Source organism: Erwinia sp. L03-1 (assembly GCF_058686115.1).
Genome location: NZ_CM178762.1, coordinates 1,764,584 through 1,784,850, shown reverse-complemented (window position 1 = coordinate 1,784,850; position 20,267 = coordinate 1,764,584). Strand labels below are relative to the sequence as shown.

Here is a 20,267-nt window from a genome sequence, read left to right as displayed (position 1 = left end):
TATAAAAGAGGATACTATGTCGATTAAAGGTAACTATGTAAAATTGGATGACATAATAAAAATAATGATTGAAACGCGTTGCGAGGATGATAATTTTTGTATTTATGGTTTAGATGGAAAGTTATTCGAAGACAAAGAATATTTGGTCTCCGGTTATCCGCAGGTAGATGAAAATGATAATGAAGTATATCCGCAGGACGCAGTTACCAAAGGTTTATCATATATCTATTCTGGAGAGCAGTTTGCTGATGTAATCTTATCGGTAATGGAACAAAAACCTTCTGCGAAAAACCAGGATTTTATTGATGCTCTAAACTATTATCTTGAAAATGATGATTTTCTAGACTTCTGATATTTACCCAGACAGCCTGCACATAGTTTTCTATGCTAGTGGGCTGTAATGTAAACTTTTAGCTCTTTTCCCAGCTCTATCACGAAGTATCTTGCCATTTAGGCAGGAATTAGTCATTCTATGTACAATCACTTGCAGCAAAATAGCAACGTCAGACGAAAAGAGTATTCAAATTCCTTTCGGTATAAAACTTTGCGAAAAAGGAAATATTAATCAAGTTACCTATCAACCTGGACACCCCCTTAATCCATAAGATAAAATAATTTAAATGACCTCAAGATATTACGATAATAGGAAATTGATTTGTGATTTTTCGTGTAATTACCACCCTGCTTTAATTATTTTAGGTGAAGGTAATTTCGCTAAAATATATTATATATATAGTTTTAAAAATTGGGTAGTGACGCTAATTTTGTGTTGATATATTCTTTGCCCTTTGAGTTGTAAGCATACCCGTTTTAGTTCGACGCACTTTTTTAGATTTCCCGTTTCTCAGCCATCGGACGCATTTCGTACGCCATCCCTTTCGGCATGAAATCCGCCATGCTTGCTTCAATGCATCCGCAATCCATTGTCAGCCGACAACGGTAAAAAGCAGAACGTGTGTGCTGGGGAGAGGCCGACACGTTTACTGAACGCTGGGTGTGCATACTTCCCGTCGGCCTGGGCATCACCAGGTGGTGTAGGTTTATTGATCAATAACTTTACGTCGTCTTAAGCTATCCGCATTTATAACGCTATTCTTCGTCACCTACCGTCAGGGTCTGCCGAGAGCGAACAGCGTACGTATGCCTTAAAATAATGTTGGGAAAGAACGCCTCACAGGCAAACCCTGCCCGCGAATTACGCGTTATAAAGCCCAGGCGACATACATTTTCAGGCCAATATGATATAGCTTTACTGCGTTTAGGTATCAACCCGACGATGCCGTTAATGAAATAAGGATCCCGACGTTATGACAGTGAAAAAAATACTTCTTACAGGTGCCAGCGGCCGCATTGGACGAACTTATTTTAAGGCGATGTGTAATACCTATGACTTCATCCTTACCGACCTGAACAGGCCGGATTATGAGATCAATTCTCCTCACCTCTTTTTTCAGGCAGACCTTTCAAAGCCGAACGCGGCAGAGGCGCTACTGAATGCGTCGGAGCCTGACGCAATAGTCCACCTGGCAGGGATCCCTCACGCCGATGCCCCATTCGAACAGCTGTTGCCGGCTAACATTTTGTCCATTACCTGGCTGCTTGAAGCGGTTGCTGCCACATCTTGCCAACGCTTTGTTTTTGCCAGCAGTGCGCAGACGATTGAGGGTTATCCGGTTGATATACAAATCCATCCGGGTCTGCCCGTGGCACCAGCCAATATCTATGGCGTCACGAAATGCTATGGTGAGGCGCTCTGTTCCTTTTATGCCACTCAGCATGGGCTTTCCTGCGTAGCGCTCAGAATAGGCGCTTTTGAACCCAAAGATGCCGATGCGCTTAAGACTGCCCGGGATTACAGCGCCTGGCTCAGCCCGCAGGATGCAGTTAGCCTGATAACCAGCGCTATAGAAGCTGCAGATATAACCTTTTTTGTCGGCTATGGGATTTCAGATAACAGGTTTAAACGATTTGATCTGTCACATACCAGAAAGGTATTGGGTTATCATCCAGTCGATGATGCCTTTCGGGAATTTAAACCGGGTCCGGATCTGTTTAAATAACATATCTAGCATGAGAACGTCTTCATGCTTAAAAAATAAAGATAGCCGAAATTATGCTGCTGGCATGTAGCTTTGCCTGTAACAGTACCTGGCGCAAAACGGACGCTATCTCTGGTTAATTCTTCATCAAGAAATATTAAGGTCACTCTTGTTTTTTTCCTGATATCACGCGCTGACGATAACAATCGGCTGGCTCAAGTTTATGCCCCTGCAATGAGTATACTTCTAACGGTTGCAAAGGCTCTCCATTCACATTATCCAGCAATACAGAATGTGTCTCGCCCTCTTCAAACATATAACGTTCGCCCCATTGCCGCATGGCGACAACAATTGGAAAAACAGAACGGCCCCTTTCGGTCAGGATGTATTCCTTATACGCGCTGCCATCTGAAGCAGGACAAATCTCAAACAAGCCGAGCTCAACCAGGTGCTTAAGGCGTGAAGCCAGAATATTTTTCGCCAGCCCCAGATTCTTCTGGAACTCACTGAATCTGCGTACATCATCAAACGCCTCACGAATGATCATTAAACACCAGCGCTCGCCTATCGATTCCAGGGTCCTGGCGACGGGGCATTCACTGGTTCTCAGCGATTCCTGCTTTGCCATCTTTACTCTCTCCATACTCACGCTTAGTGACGCCAGCATAATCTGTCTGAAAAGTAGTTGCAAAAAAAAACCGTTACTGATAATTATGCCTCTTTCTGGTTGCAAAAAAAAACCAAAAAGGAAACCAATATGTGCTGTGCAGCAGGTAAGGATTCTGGCTCCCGGGCAGACAGGCTTTCAGTAGAAGCTTCGATGCCATCATCTCGGATAGTATTTCTGTTTTCACTTACGTGTGCGCTGGCGGTGGCCAATGTTTATGCCACTCAGCCCTTACTGGAGTCGATATCCGCGAGCCTGCATGTCTCGCCCGGAATAATGGGCACTGTTGTCACCGCGACGCAGACAGGCTATGCAATTGGTTTACTTTTTCTGGTACCGCCTGGCGATCGGTTTGATCGGAAAAAGCTGGTTATTGCCCATCTGCTGCTTTCAGTTCTGGCGTTAACAGCGGCAGCGGCGGAATAGCCGCAACCCAGCTTTATGCGCTATGGGGATGGCATTCAGTCTGCTACGCAGGCGCATTCGTAAGTGCCTGTGCCCTAATTTTCTGGTTTGGAACCCGTCAATCATGAAATTACACCATTTGCTACTCGCCGTTTTGATCACCGCAGTCTGGGGCGTAAACTTTTCCGTTATTAAGTTAGGGCTGCACTCGGTCGATCCTTTTATTTTGGCAGGTATTCGCTTTATCTTGTGTGCCATACCGGCGATGCTATTTATTAAAAAACCGAATGTCCCATGGCGCTATCTTATTGGCTATGGTCTGGTTTTTGGTATTGGTCTATGGGGGCTGGTCAATCTGGGTATAAAAACCGGGCTCTCTGCAGGAATTGCCTCGCTTCTGCTACAGTTCAGTGCCTTTTTCACCCTCTTCTCTGGAAGCTGGGTGTTTAAAGAGCGCCTCAGCCGCTATCAAATTGCTGGTTTTGCTTTCTCATGTGCAGGATTACTAAGCATATTTTTTATCACTGATGGTTCCGTCACCCTCTCGGGGCTGCTTCTTGTGCTTATGGGGGCGATAGCATGGAGTATTGCCAACATTATTATCAAAAAAGCAGATACAAAACAGGTGTTTGCTTTTTTAGTTTGGTCCAGCGCCATTTCTCCAGTCCCCCTTTTTCTGCTGGATGGGTGGGTGAATGGCACCTCTGGCTATAGCTCGCTATTCAGCCATATTGATGCTCGTGCTGTGATATCCATACTTTTTCAGGTATATCCCAATACCTTATTTGGTTATTGGATATGGAATTCTCTGCTTAAACAATATCCCGTCTCCACGGTGGCCCCCCTCTCCCTGCTGGTGCCGGTTTTCGGCATTCTGGGCTCAACGGTGATATTTGGCGAAAACATCCCGCCGATGAAGATCGTCGCTCTGTTCCTGATTCTCATCGGGTTGGTTTTAGGTCTGTATGGCCAGCGGCTAAAGCGATATTTTTTTGAAAGGCGCATCGAATAAGGGGAGTTTTCCTTTCTATTCTCAAGGTCTGCTATAGGCGAATAGTGGACCCTGGCCGCTGGGAGCGCGCTTATGAAATCAGGACATAAACTTCCGTCATTCCCGCCCTCCTCCGTTGAGAACCCTAACTTAAACTGCTTCAAATCGTTGATCCACTATACTGATCTTTGCAGGTGTCATTCACATACAAGGCTGAAGTTAATTACCTGAGACCAGCCTTACCCATGACCATCAGGAGAACAACATGCAAAAAGATAAAATCTTAAAAGGGCTGCTAACCGTTTCGGCAGTGGCAGCCATGTTCTGCGCTGTCGGCGTGCAAGCCCAGACGCCGCCGAGCGCCGCGCAGAATAGCGCCGCCAGTCAGAGCGGTACGAGCGCCAGGCTTAGCTCCGGTGACGAAAAGGCGTTGAAGGACATGGCGCAGGCCGATATCAATGAAGTCGCCGCCGCCAAAATCGCGCTGAGCAAAGCCCACGGCAGCGAAGTTAAAGCATTCGCTCAGCAAATGGTCGATGACCATGGTGGTGCTCTGACCAAAGTACAGGCAGTTGCTCAGCAAAAAGGCGTGGCACTGCCGACTGAGCCGGACGCCAGTCACAAGGCCATGGCCGCCAGGCTGGAAAAACAAAGCGGCGCCACATTTGACAAAGTGTATATGGAAAATGCCGGCACTAAGGACCATAAGATGGTGCTGTCGACGCTGAAGAGTGACGCCAGGAAGATTAAGGATCCGGATGTGAAGGCCCTGGCCGACGCGCACCTGCCGGTCGTTGAGCAGCACCTGAAGTCCGCCCAAAAGCTATAGATGTTACCAGGCATGCCAGCAGATAAGTAAACAGGTCGTTCGGTGAGCACGCAGTCCTGCGACCTGGACTGACCTTTGCTGAAAGTATTGCGGCAAGTCACAACGGGGTTGGGAGCGCTTTTCCTCACCGGGCGTGATGCGCTATTGGCGTGATGAGGTTACGTAAGCTTCAGCGATGCGACTCACGCCATAACGGACTATATCGTTGGATATTACAGCGCACTCAGGCCGCACGAATATAACGGTGGGTTGCCACCAAACGAATCAAAAAATCGATACTGGAAAAACTCTAACGCGGTGGCCAGTTTTTGTTGACCACATCAGCCGGTCGCGAGCTATATTCCAGATGATGAAAAAGGGCAATATTCTGTGGTGCAGGCACTCCTGTCCGCAGGCTATCGTCGTCCCCTCTGTTTACACTTGCCCGTAAACCATCTTGCTACCGCCAGACGGCGTAAAGGTCTGGAAAAGGCCTGCAGGGAAGCCGGTATCGATCCTGATAAGCTTGACCACTGTTACATGGAGTATGGCGATGAACACTACCGTGATATTCCCGACATGCTTATGGCGCATATCCACCACGGCAGAGCTCATTTCGATTCCGTGGTGTGTGGGAACGATCGTATTGCGTTTATGGTCTATCAGACACTGCTGTCGCAGAGGTTGAGGATCCCGCAGGATGTCGCGGTAGTGGGCTACGATAATATGGTGGGTATTGGCCATCTCTTCCTGCCCCCGCTCTCAACGGTGCAGCTGCCCCATTATGAGATTGGACGCCTTAGCGCGCTGCATATCATCAACGGTGAGACGCATCGGAAAACGGTAGAAGTTGAAAGCCCATTACTATTTCGGGAATCGGTGTAGCAGTATGTCGTTTACTGTCACGCTGCTATACCGATAGCCTGACCGCATCTCACTTACGCGGCGTACGAATGCTGCGCCAGAGTGCACAGTTCATTCCAGTAGCAAAACCTGACGGTCAGCTGGTAGCGGCTATTTTTCATAGATCTCCCGCGTACGGTAGTCGCTCATTCCAAAACCATACAGCTGACTGACGGGCAGTAATGACTCGGCGATCCGGGACGCATCTATACCTTCATCAGAACGCGCCGCTGAAAACACCCGACTCAGGATAGTGGAAAACGAACGCCTGACGGTCAGTAAAAATCGCTTCATGGTTCTGCTCCTGCTCTGACAAGTAACATGCTGTGCGGTAGAGCTGATTTAACCTCAACGGGCAGAATGGGGGAAATATCTTATTGTTCGGAGAATAGCCAGAAATTGGCTTAGGGCAGTCTGGGCATTCTCCTGAAAAGGGTCTGCCCCTGGCAATCTTGCCGCCATCTTATGCCATACTGAGATCTTTCAGGCAGAGCCATGTCTGCTCTTTGCCTATTTCCCGATAATGAGATTTTCCATGAGTAACTTCCTCACCCCCGCCGCCGCTTACCTGAACCGACGTAACGAGCTCCTGGCCGAACGCTCGGTGGTAGACTCTCCGGTGGTGATACAAACGGTTAATAAGGCCCTGATGGCCAGCGAAATCGCCATGGCGACTTTCCATGACCTGGAAACGCTGCGATCCCTCCAGCTTCGTAAAGCCAGGCCGATTGAGCAACACAGCCTGCGCATCCAGCAGGAATTGCAGCACTTTGAATTGGCCAGCAACGAGCTGGTATTGACCGATACCGCCGATGAGGCTGCTTACCTTTGCTACCAGACCGCCTTTTTTCAGCTGAACGGCACCTTTCCCTGGCAGTATGCCAGCCTGCAAAGGGTACAAAATGAACTATTTGCAACGACATTCACCCTGTGGCAGGAAACGCTGGAGGAACTGTTCACCTCAAAGCATCGCCGCCTGCTGCTCGTCCGGGTGGAAAAAATTCTGGCCTTTTCCATCAGTAAAATCCCCGTGCTGGGCGAAGCGATGGATGTCTATCGGCAGCTGGTGACCGCCATGCTGACCAGCCATCAGCGTGCGCAGGAGACAGACGATTATTTCCGATCGCTGGAGAGCTACAGCGATGCCGCTACGCTGTGCAGCCGCAGCATCCTGATTTTCTGTTTTACCACCGAAGCGGTACTGCGCGGTCGTCCCCTGCCGGATGAGGCCCAGCTAAATAAGAGAATTAAAACCCACCACCAGAGCGTGATTGAAGGGACCCACTCCTACTTTTAATCGCCAGTAGTGATAGTATTACCCACCTTGTCACCCCATTACGCCCTGCAAAAACTGGACTGACCCATCTTTTATGCCCGCAACTGAGAAAAGAAAAAATGACCCGCAGGGGTTAAAGCTGCGCATCCTGGCCGGTGCGCTCACCACCTTTGCGGAATTTGGCCTGCAGGGCGCGCGCATGGAACAGATAGCCACCCTTGCCCAGACCACCAAGCGAATGGTGGTGTACCATTTCGCCACCAAAGAAAACCTGTACATACAGGTGCTGGAATCGGTGTATCAGCAGATCCGCAGCCATGAAACCGGCCTGAAACTGGCTGATTTACCCCCTGAAAAAGCGATGGCGAGGCTGGCCGAGGCGAGTTTTGACTATCACATTTCCCATGCGGATTTTATGCGGCTGGTCTGTAGCGAGAACCTGATGCGCGGGCGTTATATCAGTCAGTCCACGCGCCTTAAAACACTGAACCAGAGCGCGCTTGAAGTGCTTGATGCCATTCTCCTGCGGGGTAAAGCCGCAGGCGTCTTTGATACCGAGGCCTGCGCCGTTGATGTTCATCGCCTGATCAGCAGCATCTGCACCCACAACGTGTCTAACCGTTACACTTTTCACGCGCTCTTTGGCGGCAGTGAAAACGAAGAGCAAAGCATTGCGCGCAATCGCCAGCTGGTAGTAGATGCCACGCTTCGCTATCTGCGCCCACGAGGATAAATCTGTACAATAAATTCAACCCTGTACAGTTTTTACCTGTCCGTGGCTGTATTTTAGGGGGCGGATCGGCTACGCTTGGGGGGAGTGAATATAAATTCAACCCCTGCGCCTTTGTGCTTAATCCCCCAGATATTGTCCAGATCAAAGGAGCTGTCAATGACATGCGAAAACCCTGGTTACCCACTCCGTAAGCCTCATTTGAACGAAAACGATTCGCGGCTGTGGAACTGGGCACAAAATGGCCCTATTGCCGATAAACGTGCCGTGCAATCACCTCAGACTGAGGCTGAGCTGCAAACGCTGGTGGCGGCGAGCGAAGGAAAGATTCGCGTTACGGGCAGTAAAATGTCTCCCAGTCGGATGCTAAAGGTGGCCGGGCAACAGGATACGCTGGTTGACCTGAGCAACCTGAGCGGTCTGATTGCGATTACCGACGATAGCGCCACCTTTGCGGGCGGTACGCCGTTACATGAAGTGTATGAAATGCTGACCGGTATAGGCCGCATGCTTCCCTCCTCGCCGGGCGTGATTGCTTCCCAGACGCTGGCGGGTGCCCTGGCAACGGGTACCCACGGGCAGGGTTTGCAGCAGAGCTCCATCGCCGATGAGGCGCTAAGCATCCGCATGGTGCTAGCCGATGGCAGCATTGCCGAATATACCCGCGACCACCGTTGGTTCCCGGCGGTCCAGCTTGGGCTGGGCGCACTGGGTGTGGTCACCCAGGTCACGCTGCGTACTCAGCCCCTGACCATTTACACCTGTTTCAAAAACGCCGTCAGCGCCGACAGCCTGGAACAGGATTTGCTAGACTGGAATCATGACTATGCGCTAAGCAAAGCCTGGTGGTTCCCCAATGAAAACCAGGTTCACGTCTGGACGGCCCGCGAGGCCAGCGACGTTGAGATCCGCCAGTATCGTGATAACAACGAAGAGTTGGTGACCCAGGAAGAAACCAGCGATGCGATGAATGAAACTATCGATCAGACGCTGGAGCATATGCGTAGCGACACGAAAATCGTCGACGAGAACGGCAAGCCATTTCGTACCGTCACGCGTTTCAAGGATTTTTCCGACGTTACCGGAGACGTCTATCAGGTCTTTTGCCGGGGCATTGCCACCCCGCAGATTAACGTTGAAATCGGCATTCCACTGGCGCGAGCGCCTGCGGTCATTGCTAAGATTAAGGCCTGGCATACTGAAACCCAGCCGCATATGCACTATCCGATTATTTTACGCTGTACCGGCCCGTCATCCTCATGGCTCAGCCCGTCAGCACCAGAAGCGACCTGCTTCTTTGGCTTTGTGGTTTACTATGCCGAGGACGGTTCCCTCTCTGAAGAGGGCGTGAACTTTCTGCAGGCGGTGGAGAAGCTGCTGGCCGCAGAGGGAGGCAAACCGCACTGGGGGAAATATTTCGACGCGTCGCTCTATGACTGGTCAGCCCTTTACCCCGAGTGGCCTGCCTTCCTGGAGGCGCGGGAAGCGCTGGATCCGCAGCATAAATTTGAAAACCACTTTACCGCAGCTTTATTTGACTGATTATAAAGGAGAAGGCCAATGAAGGCATGGGCAACCCTGTTAACACAGCCGGGCTACGCCGTCGGCGTCAGGGCGCTATCAACGTCTTTGAAAAAGGCCGGCAGTATCTACCCGCTGGTGGTGATGGTGACCGAGAATATCAACGTCGCGACCCGGCAGTCGCTTGAGGACTTGGGCTGCCGGGTGCAGGAAGTGCAGGCGCTCAGCCCGGACAGCAGCCTGAAGCACAACTATGCCAATGCGCGCTTTTCAGAAGTGTGGACCAAGCTGGCTGCCTGGAAAATGACCGACTACGATCGCATTGTTTTTCTGGATGCCGATATGCTGGTCACGCAGAATATGGATGAGCTGTTCTCGCTAACGCTGGAAGAGGAAGGGATTGCGGCCTGTCACGCCTGTCGCTGCAACCCCAATAAGATTGCCAGCTATCCGAAAAGCTGGCGACCTGAAAACTGCTTTTACAGCTACTGTCGGGGCCTGGAGCATACGGAAGAACCGGCGGAAGTCGACAATTACCTGAACGGCGGATTTCTGGTGCTCACACCCAGCCAGGCGGTATTTGATGATATGGTACACCGATTGTCCGAACTGGATGATTTATCCCGCTATCTCTTTGCCGAGCAGGACTTCCTCAACGATTACTACCATCAGCGCTGGAAGCCGCTTCCCTATATCTATAACGCGTTAAAGACGCTGCCTTTCCAGCATGCGGCAATGTGGGATCTCGCCGAGGTTAAAAATATCCACTTTATTCTCGATAAGCCCTGGGAAAAAGCGCCGGATAAAAACGACCGGTACTCTGCGTTGAATGCCCTGTGGTGGGAAATTTCTGCCAGTTGACGACAGATAAATAGAGGTTGATGAGGTGGAGCCGTTAGCGCTCCACCTCTTCAGGACATAAAAAGCGCCCGCTCGCGCTCGCGGCGCGGTAGCAAAATATCTTTCGCACTACCGGCACGCTTCCACATCAGGAAAGCATCGGCTGCGCCCTTATAATCCCCGGCGTTCAGCCTTTTTCGCAGGGTTGAATCACGAAAAGCACCAATACCAATATTAAATATCAGACTGCACAGGGCATCGTACTGATTTTGATTCATCGCCGCGATGACATCTTTATTAATCGCCCTTTCAACCGTGCGCAGATCCATCAGTAAGAGTTCAGTCGATTTTTTGGCATCAATTCTCATCTCTTTATGCACGGGGAGACCGTCAACACTCCCGGTGTGGCCCACGCCTATCGTCCAGATGCCCACCACATCACGGTAACTTACCAGCCGCTCGCCCTCTTCCTGTTTAATAAACCTGATACCTCTATCGCTTATTTTCATCGTCGTCGGCTCCAAATCGTTTATATAAGATGCCCGTAATGACATTGCGAATTCTTTCCACCCCTGAGAAACCTATAATTCCTCCCACCAGCGTGGCCGCACTGTCTGGCAGACCCAGATGCTCCAGTGAGCTACAGACGGCCAGGGTAAATACGCCACAAATGCAGGTGCTGGAAATTATTTTCCACCATGATTTGCCATCATAAATTCCCATAAAAAAAGCGATCAGCATTCCCGATAGGGCAGAGAAAAAGGTGGGCAAATATTCGACTATCCACTTTGCGCACTCTTCCAGAATAAAATTTATCGTGGAATTCATCGCGACCTCTGAACAGTCATACCGTTCTGGCCCGGTCAACGGGCCAGAACGCTGCGTGATGACCTAAAAACCCTATTTAAATTCCCGCCAGAGCGTCGGTGCCAGACCTGGCGCCCATTCCGGCGAATAGGCAATATGCGTTTGCAGGCAGGTCCAGTTACGCCTGCCATGTGAAACGATATCACCGGCATTAAAGCGCTCACCCAGAATCCAGGCAGGATAAACGTTACCCCCGCCGGTATCCTCATCAGCCAGGGTGGTGACGGCGAGAACATTACTGGGGACGGAGAGCTGGCCTTTGACGTCGAGTGCCGCCACAAAGTAGCGCAGCGCGGTTTCAGGCCGCAGACCGGCGTCGCTGTAGCTTTGCCGGGTCAGGGGAACCCGTGCAATCTCATGGCCCTCGCGATAAACGATATACTCCAGCAGTGCGTTCACGCTGGTCGACGCGGTCCACATCAGATCTACCCGCGTTGACGTGACTGCCATGCTGTGCAGATGCGTCGGCGCGGTCGGCGGCGTATCCGGGAAGACGGTTCCACTGGTATCAACCGACAGGGATTGACTCTGGGCAGATTCCACCCCGGCCTGATTAACCGAAGAGACGGCATAGCGATAACGACGACTCTCCTGGAGTTCGGTGTCCTTAAAAGTCAGCTGCGGACCGTTGTAAATCAGCTCGCCATCACGATAGAGTCGATACGCCGTGGCTGCCGTCGATGAGGCATTCCAGCTGAGCGTCACGCTGTCAGAGGTAATGTTATCCGCGCGCAGTCCCGCGGGTGCCGCTGGGACTTCCTCACCGGGCTGGCTATCGCCGGTAAAATCCAGATCGATAACATGATAAAAAGCGTTACCGGTATTCGCCACTTCCCACACCGCAAGCAGCACATGATAGCCCTTCCGCTGAGGGAGCATCACATCATGAACCGTTGGCTTCGGCGGCGTAAGCGCTGCCCCATGGCTCCAGTAGGGCTGTTCGGTTAATTCAACCTTAAAGAAGGGCTGGCTTTCAAACTGCGCGCGACTGAGCGGCAGAGACGGATCCCATCCCTCACGGGTGATGAAATAGGTCCAGCGTCGGGTGGCATGCACGGCGCTATAATCCCAGGATATTGTCAGCAATTCAGAAGAGAGGACTGCATGTTTTTTCCAGTGGCTGCCCGGCGCATCGAGGAATTCTGCATTACCCTGATTGGCGCTGGCAATTTTACCGTCCGGGGGCGGAGTACTGTTTGTCATATCGGAGGGAGCGACTGCATCAGTCAGGCCCGACTGAACGGCAGGGAAAAATTTTCCCGCCTCGCGCTGATTCAGCTGACCGTTATCGATCAACCCTTCCTCCCAGGCTAACCAGGCGCGGGAGGGCGGTGAAAATACGTGACCATGACGCGTATTGCCCTTCGATTTTGCGGTACTGATAATCGGTGTATTCGTATTAGACATAATTTTATCTTCCAGTTGAGAAACGGCTCAGATCAAATTCCAGAGGGAGTGGGCAAGATTCGGCTGCCAGAAGCGGTTAGATTCATGCGGCATCACACAGAGGTAGTGCTGATGGTTCCATCTGACCCGGTCGTTATCCTGGTAGCGTATGCCTGCCTGCCACTGCGGCCAGTCTGGATCGGGCGTTGGGTCGGGCGTTGGGTCGGGCGTTGGGTCCGGTGTGGGATCGGGCGTTGGGTCGGGGGTAGGGTCCGGATTGGGTGCAGGATCGGGTAGCGGACCAGACAGATAGCCATAGCGCTTAATAAACTCACCATCGTAAGCCACGCCGGAACTTGAGTAGCCTTCATCCCAGTTGACCGACCAGGTCATTAAGCCCGCAATCGACAGACCGGCCAAATCAAGACGGCTGAGGGCGCGAGTAAGGTCACCCGCTTCAGCCACATAGCCGGTTGCCGCGGCATCATTATTCGCAGGCAGGCCAATAATAAATTTTTCCGGCGGGATCTTGATAAATTCTCCCTTCCCGGTGACGAGGCTTTCCGTCAGATAATAGAGAAAATCCTCTTTTACACTGTCATTATTCTGCGGCAGAAAGCCTAAACCGTTGACGTGAAGACCATCGCCTCCCTGGTTGTAAAACTGCGGTGCCACATAATCGTAATATCCTTCAAGCTGGTTGATATAAGGCACATAACTTCCGTTTCTGCGCAGATAGGGGAATTCCGGCGCCATGCTAATAATGAAGTGCTTACCCTGCCGACGAAAATGATCTTTCACCTGCTTGAGCGCCGCCGGGATAACGTCCTGATTATCCGCTTCAACGATCGCCGTCTGCTCAAGGTCAATATCAAGCCCATCAAAGCCATACTGATCGGCCAGCGAGATAATACGCTGGATCAGGGCGCTTTCATCCGCCTTTCGCAGTGAGATATGCGCATCGGCTCCGCCTAACGAAATAAGGACCTTACGCCCCTGGGCATGCACAATATCAACCTGGTGGCGAAATTCCTCCGCGCTCCCTTTATAAGGTTTAAAGTCAGGAATATTATCGCTTCCGGGCAACACCTTCATAAAGGCGACGGCAATGACGTTGTACTGAAGCGGCACCTGAGACAGCAGCATCTCACTGAAACGGCCACGCTGATAGCCGATGCCATCACCTGCGCCCCAGTTATGCCAGAAACCGATAATAACTTTATTTGCACTTTTAGATGCAGCAGGAGCTGTTGAATATGCCGACGCTCCAGTGGATTGATTCATAAAACCTCCAGGTCAGTAACAGAGTGAATAAAAATTATTTTTTTAGCTATTAATAACAGGGAATGTATTTAGCAGCAGAGTAAGCTTTTGCACATCCACCAGGAAAAGTATTTCTCGCGAGGAGAGGGATTTTCAACTGAAATAATTTCACAAATCATAAACATCAAAATATTCATTCATACTTATTCGCTGGCAGCCCAGTCAGCAGAGGCTTCTGAAGCCAAAGGATAAATAAAAAAATCCCGTACTGGCGTATAAAAAACCAAAAATAGTTGCCATCCTAAATAAAAAGATATTAAGCAATACATTCTATCGGCTATAACGTGGTTTTTATGCCAGGCCTGCTGACTGAGCGTTAATTATCAGCGAATGTATATCGGAATGACGTGACTTAATTTAGCGTCAGCGCCCAAAAAATTTATGGCAAATAAAGATAAAAAAAACCACCGCGGCATACCTGCCCGGTGGCTGTGACGGCGCGCGGCTGACGCGAGGCCAGCGTTCAGTGGCTTATTTCGGGAAGTCCGTATCGACCGACATCTCTTTCCAGGCTTCTATTTCGTTCAGACGCGACTGAAGCTTCGTGGTCACCGCATCATGGCCCCATGCGCCCATGACCAGATGGCGCGGCGGATTTTCCGCTTCGGTCAGGGCAATCATCGCCTGAGCAGCGCGGACCGGGTCGCCCGGCTGCTTGCCGCTGCCTTCAGAGGTGCCTTTCAAGCGCACGCCTGCCGTTTCGGCATAGTCAGCGAGGGTATTCGGTGTCTGACGCAGCGAGCGACCCGCCCAGTCGGTACGGAATGGCCCCGGCTCCACGCATGTGACGGCAATACCCAGCGGGCCTACTTCCGCCAGCAGGGCATCTGACCAGCCTTCAACAGCGTGTTTGCTGGCGGAGTAGTAGCCAGAACCGGGGAAGCCGATCTGTCCGGCGACGGAGGTAATGTTAATAATGTGGCCGCTTTTCGCCTTGCGCAGGACGGGCAGCACCGCGCGGGTCATCGCAAACAGGCCAAACACGTTGGCGTCAAACTGCGCGCGAATCTCATGCTCCTCGCCCTCTTCCACCGAGGACTGATAGCCATACCCGGCGTTATTAACCAGCACGTCGATAGTGCCGAATTTATCAACGGCAGCCTTAACTGCCTGCTCAATCCCGGCACTGTCGGTGACGTCCAGCGAGACGGCCAGCGCACGATCTTCCACACCGGAAACCAGATCGCTGACCTTCGCTTTATCGCGGGCGGTGACCACGACGTTGAAGCCTTTTTTCAGCACTTCTTTTGCCAGTTCGCGGCCGAAGCCGGTGGAACAACCGGTAATAAACCAGACGGGATGGGTGTTTGTGATCATGGAATATCCTCAATTAATATGATTGTGCATAAATGTTACATCACGGCTTACCTGGCATCACCTGATTGAGCAGCTGGCTGGCGGTATCTGCCAGCACCCTGCCCGCGCCGCGATCGCCTTTAACCATCGACGCCATAAAGGCCTTTGCCTGCTTCAGGGTAATATGCGGCGGCAGCGGTGCCACCTCCGGATCGGTTTTCACTTCCAGTACTACCGGACGGTCTGCGGCCAGCGCCTCCGCCCAGGCCGCGCTAAGCTGCTCCGGATCGTCCACGAAAATCCCCTTAAGCCCCAGCGATTCAGCAAACTGAGCGTAATGCACGTCGGGGAGCTGCTGCGACGCGGCGAAACGCGGATTACCCTCCATTACCCGCTGCTCCCAGGTGACCTGATTGAGATCCTGATTGTTGAATACGCAGACCACCAGCTGCGGCGTGGCCCACTGCTGCCAGTATTTCTGAATGGTGATAAGCTCCGCCATATTATTCATCTGCATCGCCCCGTCGCCCACCAGCGCTATCACCGGCTTTTCAGGCTCGGCAAACTTAGCCGCAATGGCGTAGGGTACCGCCGCCCCCATGCAGGCCAGTCCACCGGACAGGCTGGCGCGCTGGCCCTGCTTCACGCGATAGTCCCGGGCGAACCAGTTCGCACAGGAGCCGGAGTCAGAGGTCACGATGGCGTTGTCCGGCAGCAGTGGCGACATCTCCCACACCACGCGCTGTGGATTTACCGGGCTGGCAGACGCCATGGCCCGCTCCTCCATCACCTTCCACCATGCCTGTACCTGTACGGCGATATCCTCCTGCCAGCTGCGATCCGTCTTTTGCTCAAGCAGCGGCAGCAGCGCGCGCAGCGTTTCGGCCGCGTCACCGTGCAGGTTCACCTCCGTCGGATAGCGCAGCCCGAGCATCGCCGGGTCGATATCAATCTGCACGCCGCGCGCCTGTCCCTCTTCGGGCAGGAATTCGGTCCAGGGGAAGCCGGAACCGATCATCAGCAGCGTATCGCAGGACTTCATCATCTCCGCCGAGGGTTGCGTGCCGAGCAGCCCCACCGCGCCGGTGACAAAAGGCGCATCGTCGGGTAACACGTCCTTGCCGAGCAGCGCTTTCGCCACGCCTGCGCCAAGCAGGTTTGCCGCCTGCACCACCTCGACCGCCGCCCCGCGTGCGCCTGCGCCAATCAGTATCGCCACGCGCTTACCGGCATTCAGCACCTCTGCAGCACGCTGCAGGTCTTCCGGGTAGGGAATGACGCGCGGGCGCTGATAGCCCACCGCCGAGTGGGTAAAACCGTGGGCGTGGGCGGGTTCTTCCCAGGGTTCATCCTGCACGTCCTTGGGGATAATCAGTACCGCTACGCCATTTTGCGCTTTCGCCAGGCGCACGCCGCGATCGACCAGATGACGCAGCTGTGAGGGCGTGGCGGTTTCCTGCACAAAACTGGCCACGTCGGAAAATATTCGATCGAGGTTCAGTTCCTGCTGATAGCTGGAGCCCCTTGCGGTGGTTTCAGCCTGTCCGGCGATGGCCAGCACCGGCGCATGATCCATTTTCGCATCGTACAAACCGGTCAGCAGATGCGTGGCACCCGGTCCACCGGTCGAGAGGCAAACGCCCATTTCGCCAGTAAACTTGGCGTGGCCGACCGCCATAAAGGCCGCCATCTCCTCATGTCGCACCTGGATAAACTCTATCCCTTCACCGCGTTTTTCTGCCCTTTGCAGCGCGCCCAGCACGCCGTTGATGCCGTCGCCAGGATAGCCATAAATACGCGTCACGCCCCAGGCTTTGAGGCGCTCAACGAAGAAGTCACTGGTTTTTTTGCTCATTATCAGCCTCGTGTTTTTTTACGCACAGGCTGTTAATGATAGTAGAGTCACCCCGACGCGCTGCGATATCCGCACCGGCGCGCAAAGGTGCGGTCAGTATTCGACCTGGGTATGGCGGGAAATAAGCGAGCGCAGCGGCACGCTGCTTTTAATAATCGGGGATTTGATCACAATGTAGCTGAAGTACTTATCAATACCGACTTTGGCATCCAGCAACCCTTCAATCACTTCCTGGTAGTGCTCAATACTGCGGGTAATAAAGCGCAGCAGATAGTCATAGCCGCCGGTGATCAGGTGGCACTCCATCAGCTCATCTGTCTCACTCAGCGCCGCTTCAAAGCGCATAAAGTCTTCGCGACGATGTCCGGCCAGCGTAACTTCGGTAAATACGGTGACCGAGTCGGTAATTTTGGTCAGATTGATATGCGCCTCATAGCCGGCAATAAAACCGGCCATTTCCAGGCGCTTAACGCGCTGCAGGCAGGGGCTGGGAGAAAGGCCGACGGCATCGGCGAGATTGACGTTGCTGATGCGGCCATCTTTCTGGAGCTGCACCAGAATATTGATGTCAATGCGGTCGAGTTTCATTAAACCGTTCATAGCACCCTCAATGTGGCAACATTGTTAACCGATACGATGGTATAGCATGCTTTCCGCCAGCCGCGCCAGCGTTTTACCGCGTGGCGCGGGCGTCGCACCTTGCCTGTAATCCCTTATAAATCAATAAACAGGAAGTATTCAGCCCAGCCTGCCGGTGGCGCGGGCCAGGGCAATATCAACGATATGCAGCGCCTCTTCCAGCTGCGAATCACTGGTGACCAGCGGGGCCAGGAAGCGGATGGTATTGCGCTGCACGCCACATTTGATCAGCAGCAGCCCCTCTTCGCAGGCGCAGTCGAGGATCCTCTGCGTCAGGACCGCATCGGGCTGGCCGCTTTCGACGTCAATAATCTCTATCGCCCGCATAAAGCCGATGCCGCGCACGTCACCAATGCAGGCATACTTTTCTGCCAGCTGATGTAGCCGGGCGTTAAGCTGTTCACCCAGCTGACTGGCCCGCGCCAGCAGGTCGCCCTGCTCCAGCAAATCCATTACCGCCAGCGAGGCCGCGCAGGCCAGCGCATTGCCGCCATAGGTGCCGCCCAGCCCGCCGGGCAGCGGCGCGTCCATGATTTCCGCCCTGCCCACGACGCCGGATATCGGCAGGCCGCCGCCGAGGCTCTTGGCTACGGTTATCAGATCGGGCAGGATGCCGGTATGCTGGAAGCCGAACATTTTGCCGGTGCGGCCAAACCCTGTTTGCACCTCATCGCAAATCAGCAGTATGCCGTGACGCTGGGTAATTTCCCGCAGCGCCTGCATAAACGCCGGAGAGGCAGGCAGGAAACCGCCGTCACCCTGTACCGGCTCGATAATGATCGCCGCCACGCGATCCGGACTGATTTGTACCGCAAACAGCGTATCCAGCGCCGCCAGGCAGGCCTGCTCGCTGATGTGATGGAAGGGATTAGGGAAAGGCACGCGGTAGATGTCGCCGGGAAAGGGCCCGAAATTTTGCTTATAGGGCTGGCTCATGCCGGTCAGGGTACAGCCCAGCAGCGTCCTGCCATGAAAGGCACCGTCAAAGGCGATAATGCCGGGGCGGTTACTCCATGCGCGGGCGATTTTCACCGCATTTTCGACCGCTTCTGCCCCGCTGGTAAACAGCACGCTTTTGAACGCCTCGCCATTACCGACGGCCTGATTCAGCCGCGTCGCCAGTTCGATATAGCCCGGATAGGCCGCGACCTGAAAGCAGGCGTGAGAGACCTGTTGCAGCTGATCGCTGACCGCCTGCACCACCGCCGGATGGTTATGTCCGACGTTTAACACGCCGATCCCGGCAACAAAATCCAGATAGCGGTTCCCCTCCACGTCCCACACTTCCGCCCCTTTGCCCTTTGCTATCACCACCGGATGCGCCGTAACCACCCCGCGCGGAACCTGCTCCTGCCGTTTATCCAGCAGCAGGGAGTTATCAGAAAATGTCTGCTGCTCAGCCAGTAAATTGTGCATCTCACTTCCTCATCGCATGTCGTTATGGGGTTAAGTATCGCAATAAACTTTTTTGTCCCGCTGCCGTACTGCGCGCGGCAGCAGCATTACCTGTTGAAATGGGGAGTGAAACAGCGCATTACGGTTTCAGGGCCAGCCTGTCCCTGACCACTTCGCAAAACCAGCGGATACCCAGCGGGATTAGCGCATCGTTAAAGTCATAGGCAGGATGGTGTAGCGGGCGGCTCTCTGCCGACCCCAGCCAGAGGTAGGCGCCGGGAACCGCCTGCAGCATAAAGGAGAAATCCTCCGAGGTCAGCGCAGGCTTATCCGCCACCGACGCGCGCAGCCCGGAACGTTCCGCGGCGCGCAGGGCCACCTGCGCTTCGGGTGCCGTATTCAGGGTCGCCGGATAGTAGCGCTGATAGGATACCTCCGCGTTTAGCCCCTGCGCAGCGGTAACGTGGGTCGCCATCTCGCGCAGGCGGCGTTCGATAATGTCCTGCACGCCGCGATTAAAGGTGCGCACCGTGCCGGTGATGGCGGCCTCGGCGGGGATCATATTGTGCGAGAAGCCGCCCTGAATGCGGGTGACCGTCAGCAGCGCCGGTTCGCAGGGATCCACCGCGCGGGCGATGAGGGTGTTCAACTGCACCACCAGTTCGCTGGTCGCCAGCAGGGTATCCGGGCTGAGATGGGGCTGGGCGGCATGGCCGCCGCCGCCGGTAACGCGGATATCAAAGCGGTCAGCGGCGGCCATTATCGCGCCGGGGCGGGTTTGCGCCGCCCCCAGCGGCAGTTCGGGCCAGTTATGTACCGCATACACAGCATCGCAGGGGAATCGGCTGAACAGCCCGTCATCGATCATCGCCTTCGCCCCCGCCAGCCCCTCTTCGGCGGGCTGAAAGATAAAAATCACCGTGCCGTCGAAATCCGCCTCGCGGGCCAGCCGATCGGCCGCGCCCAGCAGCATCACCGTATGACCATCGTGGCCGCAGGCGTGGCAGCGGCCCGGATGCTGGCTTTTCCACGGCTGCCCGCCCGCATCCTCCATCGGCAGGGCATCCATATCGGCGCGCAGGCCGATAACCCCGCTACCCCTGCCGCGCCGCAGCACGCCGACCACCCCGGTTTTGCCGATGCCGCGATAAACGTCAATCCCGCGCGCGCTCAGAAATGCGGCCACTATCCCGGCGGTACGGTGCTCGGCAAACCCCAGCTCCGGGTGCGCATGCAGATCGCGGCGCAGGGCGACCAGCGCTGCGATCTCAGCGTCAGCTGCCCCGTTCAGCCCCCTGCTGCCTGCCTCAACCGTACCGTTCAGCC

The 20,267-nt window shown here is 53.7% G+C and carries 19 protein-coding genes and 3 pseudogenes; 11 read left to right on the top strand and 11 right to left on the bottom strand.

What is annotated here, in order from left to right:
• The first annotated feature begins 16 nt into the window (after positions 1-16).
• A complete protein-coding gene (locus AC4PCC_RS08185; RefSeq protein ID WP_492127021.1) occupies positions 17-352 on the top strand; it encodes a DUF7716 domain-containing protein in 336 nt (111 codons plus the stop codon).
• A 955-nt stretch (positions 353-1,307) separates the two neighbouring features.
• Entirely contained in the window at positions 1,308-2,060 is a 753-nt protein-coding gene (locus tag AC4PCC_RS08180) for an NAD-dependent epimerase/dehydratase family protein (RefSeq protein ID WP_345827968.1), read from the top strand.
• Positions 2,061-2,202: 142 nt separating this feature from the next.
• Here the strand turns inward: AC4PCC_RS08180 and AC4PCC_RS08175 are convergent, their stop codons facing one another.
• Positions 2,203-2,667, bottom strand: a complete 465-nt coding sequence (locus AC4PCC_RS08175; RefSeq protein WP_345827969.1) for a winged helix-turn-helix transcriptional regulator — start codon at positions 2,665-2,667, stop codon at positions 2,203-2,205.
• 192 nt (positions 2,668-2,859) lie between these two features.
• Here AC4PCC_RS08175 and AC4PCC_RS08170 point away from each other — a divergent pair.
• The 5 genes and pseudogenes from AC4PCC_RS08170 to AC4PCC_RS08150 form a co-directional block, all read left to right on the top strand.
• Positions 2,860-3,120, top strand: a pseudogene (locus AC4PCC_RS08170) (MFS transporter); the annotation flags it as partial.
• Between the two features lie 115 nt (positions 3,121-3,235).
• Complete coding sequence (locus AC4PCC_RS08165) at positions 3,236-4,123, top strand: EamA family transporter (protein WP_492127020.1); 888 nt, start codon at positions 3,236-3,238, stop codon at positions 4,121-4,123.
• Positions 4,124-4,367: 244 nt separating this feature from the next.
• The gene (locus AC4PCC_RS08160) at positions 4,368-4,931 is read left to right on the top strand and encodes a DUF4142 domain-containing protein (RefSeq protein ID WP_492127019.1); all 564 of its coding nucleotides are present in this window, start codon (positions 4,368-4,370) and stop codon (positions 4,929-4,931) included.
• A 156-nt stretch (positions 4,932-5,087) separates the two neighbouring features.
• A pseudogene (locus AC4PCC_RS08155) lies at positions 5,088-5,246 on the top strand (IS3 family transposase); the annotation flags it as partial.
• A 3-nt stretch (positions 5,247-5,249) separates the two neighbouring features.
• Positions 5,250-5,795, top strand: a pseudogene (locus AC4PCC_RS08150) (substrate-binding domain-containing protein); the annotation flags it as partial.
• 129 nt (positions 5,796-5,924) lie between these two features.
• On the opposite strand, the gene AC4PCC_RS08145 reads toward AC4PCC_RS08150, so the two are convergent.
• On the bottom strand, positions 5,925-6,107 hold the full coding sequence (locus AC4PCC_RS08145; RefSeq protein ID WP_492127018.1) for a hypothetical protein: 183 nt from the start codon (positions 6,105-6,107) through the stop codon (positions 5,925-5,927).
• 241 nt (positions 6,108-6,348) lie between these two features.
• Between AC4PCC_RS08145 and AC4PCC_RS08140 the strand changes: the two genes are divergently transcribed.
• From AC4PCC_RS08140 to AC4PCC_RS08125, 4 genes are all read left to right on the top strand, one after another.
• On the top strand, positions 6,349-7,110 hold the full coding sequence (locus AC4PCC_RS08140; protein WP_492127017.1) for a hypothetical protein: 762 nt from the start codon (positions 6,349-6,351) through the stop codon (positions 7,108-7,110).
• 73 nt (positions 7,111-7,183) lie between these two features.
• Positions 7,184-7,822, top strand: coding sequence for a TetR/AcrR family transcriptional regulator (locus AC4PCC_RS08135; protein WP_345827989.1), 639 nt, complete (start codon positions 7,184-7,186; stop codon positions 7,820-7,822).
• Positions 7,823-7,978: 156 nt separating this feature from the next.
• Entirely contained in the window at positions 7,979-9,361 is a 1,383-nt protein-coding gene (locus tag AC4PCC_RS08130) for a D-arabinono-1,4-lactone oxidase (RefSeq protein ID WP_492127016.1), read from the top strand.
• A gap of 18 nt (positions 9,362-9,379) precedes the next feature.
• Positions 9,380-10,201, top strand: a complete 822-nt coding sequence (locus AC4PCC_RS08125; RefSeq protein WP_492127015.1) for a glycosyltransferase family 8 protein — start codon at positions 9,380-9,382, stop codon at positions 10,199-10,201.
• Positions 10,202-10,251: 50 nt separating this feature from the next.
• On the opposite strand, the gene AC4PCC_RS08120 is transcribed toward AC4PCC_RS08125, so the two are convergent.
• The 9 genes from AC4PCC_RS08120 to AC4PCC_RS08080 form a co-directional block, all read right to left on the bottom strand.
• Positions 10,252-10,689 (bottom strand): lysozyme, encoded by a 438-nt coding sequence (locus AC4PCC_RS08120; protein ID WP_492127014.1) that lies wholly within the window; start codon positions 10,687-10,689, stop codon positions 10,252-10,254.
• Positions 10,673-11,008, bottom strand: a complete 336-nt coding sequence (locus AC4PCC_RS08115; protein WP_345827993.1) for a phage holin, lambda family — start codon at positions 11,006-11,008, stop codon at positions 10,673-10,675. Before AC4PCC_RS08115 ends, AC4PCC_RS08120 begins: the two co-directional genes overlap by 17 nt.
• Before the next feature lie 72 nt (positions 11,009-11,080).
• Positions 11,081-12,454 (bottom strand): lytic polysaccharide monooxygenase, encoded by a 1,374-nt coding sequence (locus tag AC4PCC_RS08110; RefSeq protein ID WP_492127013.1) that lies wholly within the window; start codon positions 12,452-12,454, stop codon positions 11,081-11,083.
• A 27-nt stretch (positions 12,455-12,481) separates the two neighbouring features.
• A complete protein-coding gene (locus AC4PCC_RS08105; protein ID WP_492127012.1) occupies positions 12,482-13,717 on the bottom strand; it encodes a glycosyl hydrolase family 18 protein in 1,236 nt (411 codons plus the stop codon).
• Positions 13,718-14,227: 510 nt separating this feature from the next.
• A complete protein-coding gene (locus AC4PCC_RS08100) occupies positions 14,228-15,073 on the bottom strand; it encodes an oxidoreductase (protein WP_492127011.1) in 846 nt (281 codons plus the stop codon).
• A gap of 40 nt (positions 15,074-15,113) precedes the next feature.
• On the bottom strand, positions 15,114-16,907 hold the full coding sequence (locus AC4PCC_RS08095; RefSeq protein WP_492127010.1) for a thiamine pyrophosphate-requiring protein: 1,794 nt from the start codon (positions 16,905-16,907) through the stop codon (positions 15,114-15,116).
• Positions 16,908-17,000: 93 nt separating this feature from the next.
• Positions 17,001-17,507 carry an Lrp/AsnC family transcriptional regulator gene (locus tag AC4PCC_RS08090; protein ID WP_492127009.1) on the bottom strand — a complete coding sequence of 169 codons (507 nt, stop codon included), beginning with the start codon at positions 17,505-17,507 and terminating at the stop codon, positions 17,001-17,003.
• Positions 17,508-17,645: 138 nt separating this feature from the next.
• Positions 17,646-18,962 carry a 4-aminobutyrate--2-oxoglutarate transaminase gene (gabT, locus tag AC4PCC_RS08085; RefSeq protein WP_492127008.1) on the bottom strand — a complete coding sequence of 439 codons (1,317 nt, stop codon included), beginning with the start codon at positions 18,960-18,962 and terminating at the stop codon, positions 17,646-17,648.
• A gap of 118 nt (positions 18,963-19,080) precedes the next feature.
• On the bottom strand, positions 19,081-20,208 hold the full coding sequence (locus AC4PCC_RS08080; RefSeq protein WP_492127472.1) for a M20 aminoacylase family protein: 1,128 nt from the start codon (positions 20,206-20,208) through the stop codon (positions 19,081-19,083).
• Between the last annotated feature and the right edge of the window lie 59 nt (positions 20,209-20,267).

Excerpts from the sequence above, each read along its gene's own strand:
- AC4PCC_RS08185 (WP_492127021.1), top strand. The coding sequence starts at position 17 with ATGTCGATTAAAGGTAACTATGTAAAATTGGATGACATAATAAAAATA.
- AC4PCC_RS08180 (WP_345827968.1), top strand. The coding sequence starts at position 1,308 with ATGACAGTGAAAAAAATACTTCTTACAGGTGCCAGCGGCCGCATTGGA.
- AC4PCC_RS08175 (WP_345827969.1), bottom strand. The coding sequence starts at position 2,667 with ATGGCAAAGCAGGAATCGCTGAGAACCAGTGAATGCCCCGTCGCCAGG.
- AC4PCC_RS08165 (WP_492127020.1), top strand. The coding sequence starts at position 3,236 with ATGAAATTACACCATTTGCTACTCGCCGTTTTGATCACCGCAGTCTGG.
- AC4PCC_RS08160 (WP_492127019.1), top strand. The coding sequence starts at position 4,368 with ATGCAAAAAGATAAAATCTTAAAAGGGCTGCTAACCGTTTCGGCAGTG.
- AC4PCC_RS08145 (WP_492127018.1), bottom strand. The coding sequence starts at position 6,107 with ATGAAGCGATTTTTACTGACCGTCAGGCGTTCGTTTTCCACTATCCTG.
- AC4PCC_RS08140 (WP_492127017.1), top strand. The coding sequence starts at position 6,349 with ATGAGTAACTTCCTCACCCCCGCCGCCGCTTACCTGAACCGACGTAAC.
- AC4PCC_RS08135 (WP_345827989.1), top strand. The coding sequence starts at position 7,184 with ATGCCCGCAACTGAGAAAAGAAAAAATGACCCGCAGGGGTTAAAGCTG.
- AC4PCC_RS08130 (WP_492127016.1), top strand. The coding sequence starts at position 7,979 with ATGACATGCGAAAACCCTGGTTACCCACTCCGTAAGCCTCATTTGAAC.
- AC4PCC_RS08125 (WP_492127015.1), top strand. The coding sequence starts at position 9,380 with ATGAAGGCATGGGCAACCCTGTTAACACAGCCGGGCTACGCCGTCGGC.
- AC4PCC_RS08120 (WP_492127014.1), bottom strand. The coding sequence starts at position 10,689 with ATGAAAATAAGCGATAGAGGTATCAGGTTTATTAAACAGGAAGAGGGC.
- AC4PCC_RS08115 (WP_345827993.1), bottom strand. The coding sequence starts at position 11,008 with ATGAATTCCACGATAAATTTTATTCTGGAAGAGTGCGCAAAGTGGATA.
- AC4PCC_RS08110 (WP_492127013.1), bottom strand. The coding sequence starts at position 12,454 with ATGTCTAATACGAATACACCGATTATCAGTACCGCAAAATCGAAGGGC.
- AC4PCC_RS08105 (WP_492127012.1), bottom strand. The coding sequence starts at position 13,717 with ATGAATCAATCCACTGGAGCGTCGGCATATTCAACAGCTCCTGCTGCA.
- AC4PCC_RS08100 (WP_492127011.1), bottom strand. The coding sequence starts at position 15,073 with ATGATCACAAACACCCATCCCGTCTGGTTTATTACCGGTTGTTCCACC.
- AC4PCC_RS08095 (WP_492127010.1), bottom strand. The coding sequence starts at position 16,907 with ATGAGCAAAAAAACCAGTGACTTCTTCGTTGAGCGCCTCAAAGCCTGG.
- AC4PCC_RS08090 (WP_492127009.1), bottom strand. The coding sequence starts at position 17,507 with ATGAACGGTTTAATGAAACTCGACCGCATTGACATCAATATTCTGGTG.
- gabT (WP_492127008.1), bottom strand. The coding sequence starts at position 18,962 with ATGCACAATTTACTGGCTGAGCAGCAGACATTTTCTGATAACTCCCTG.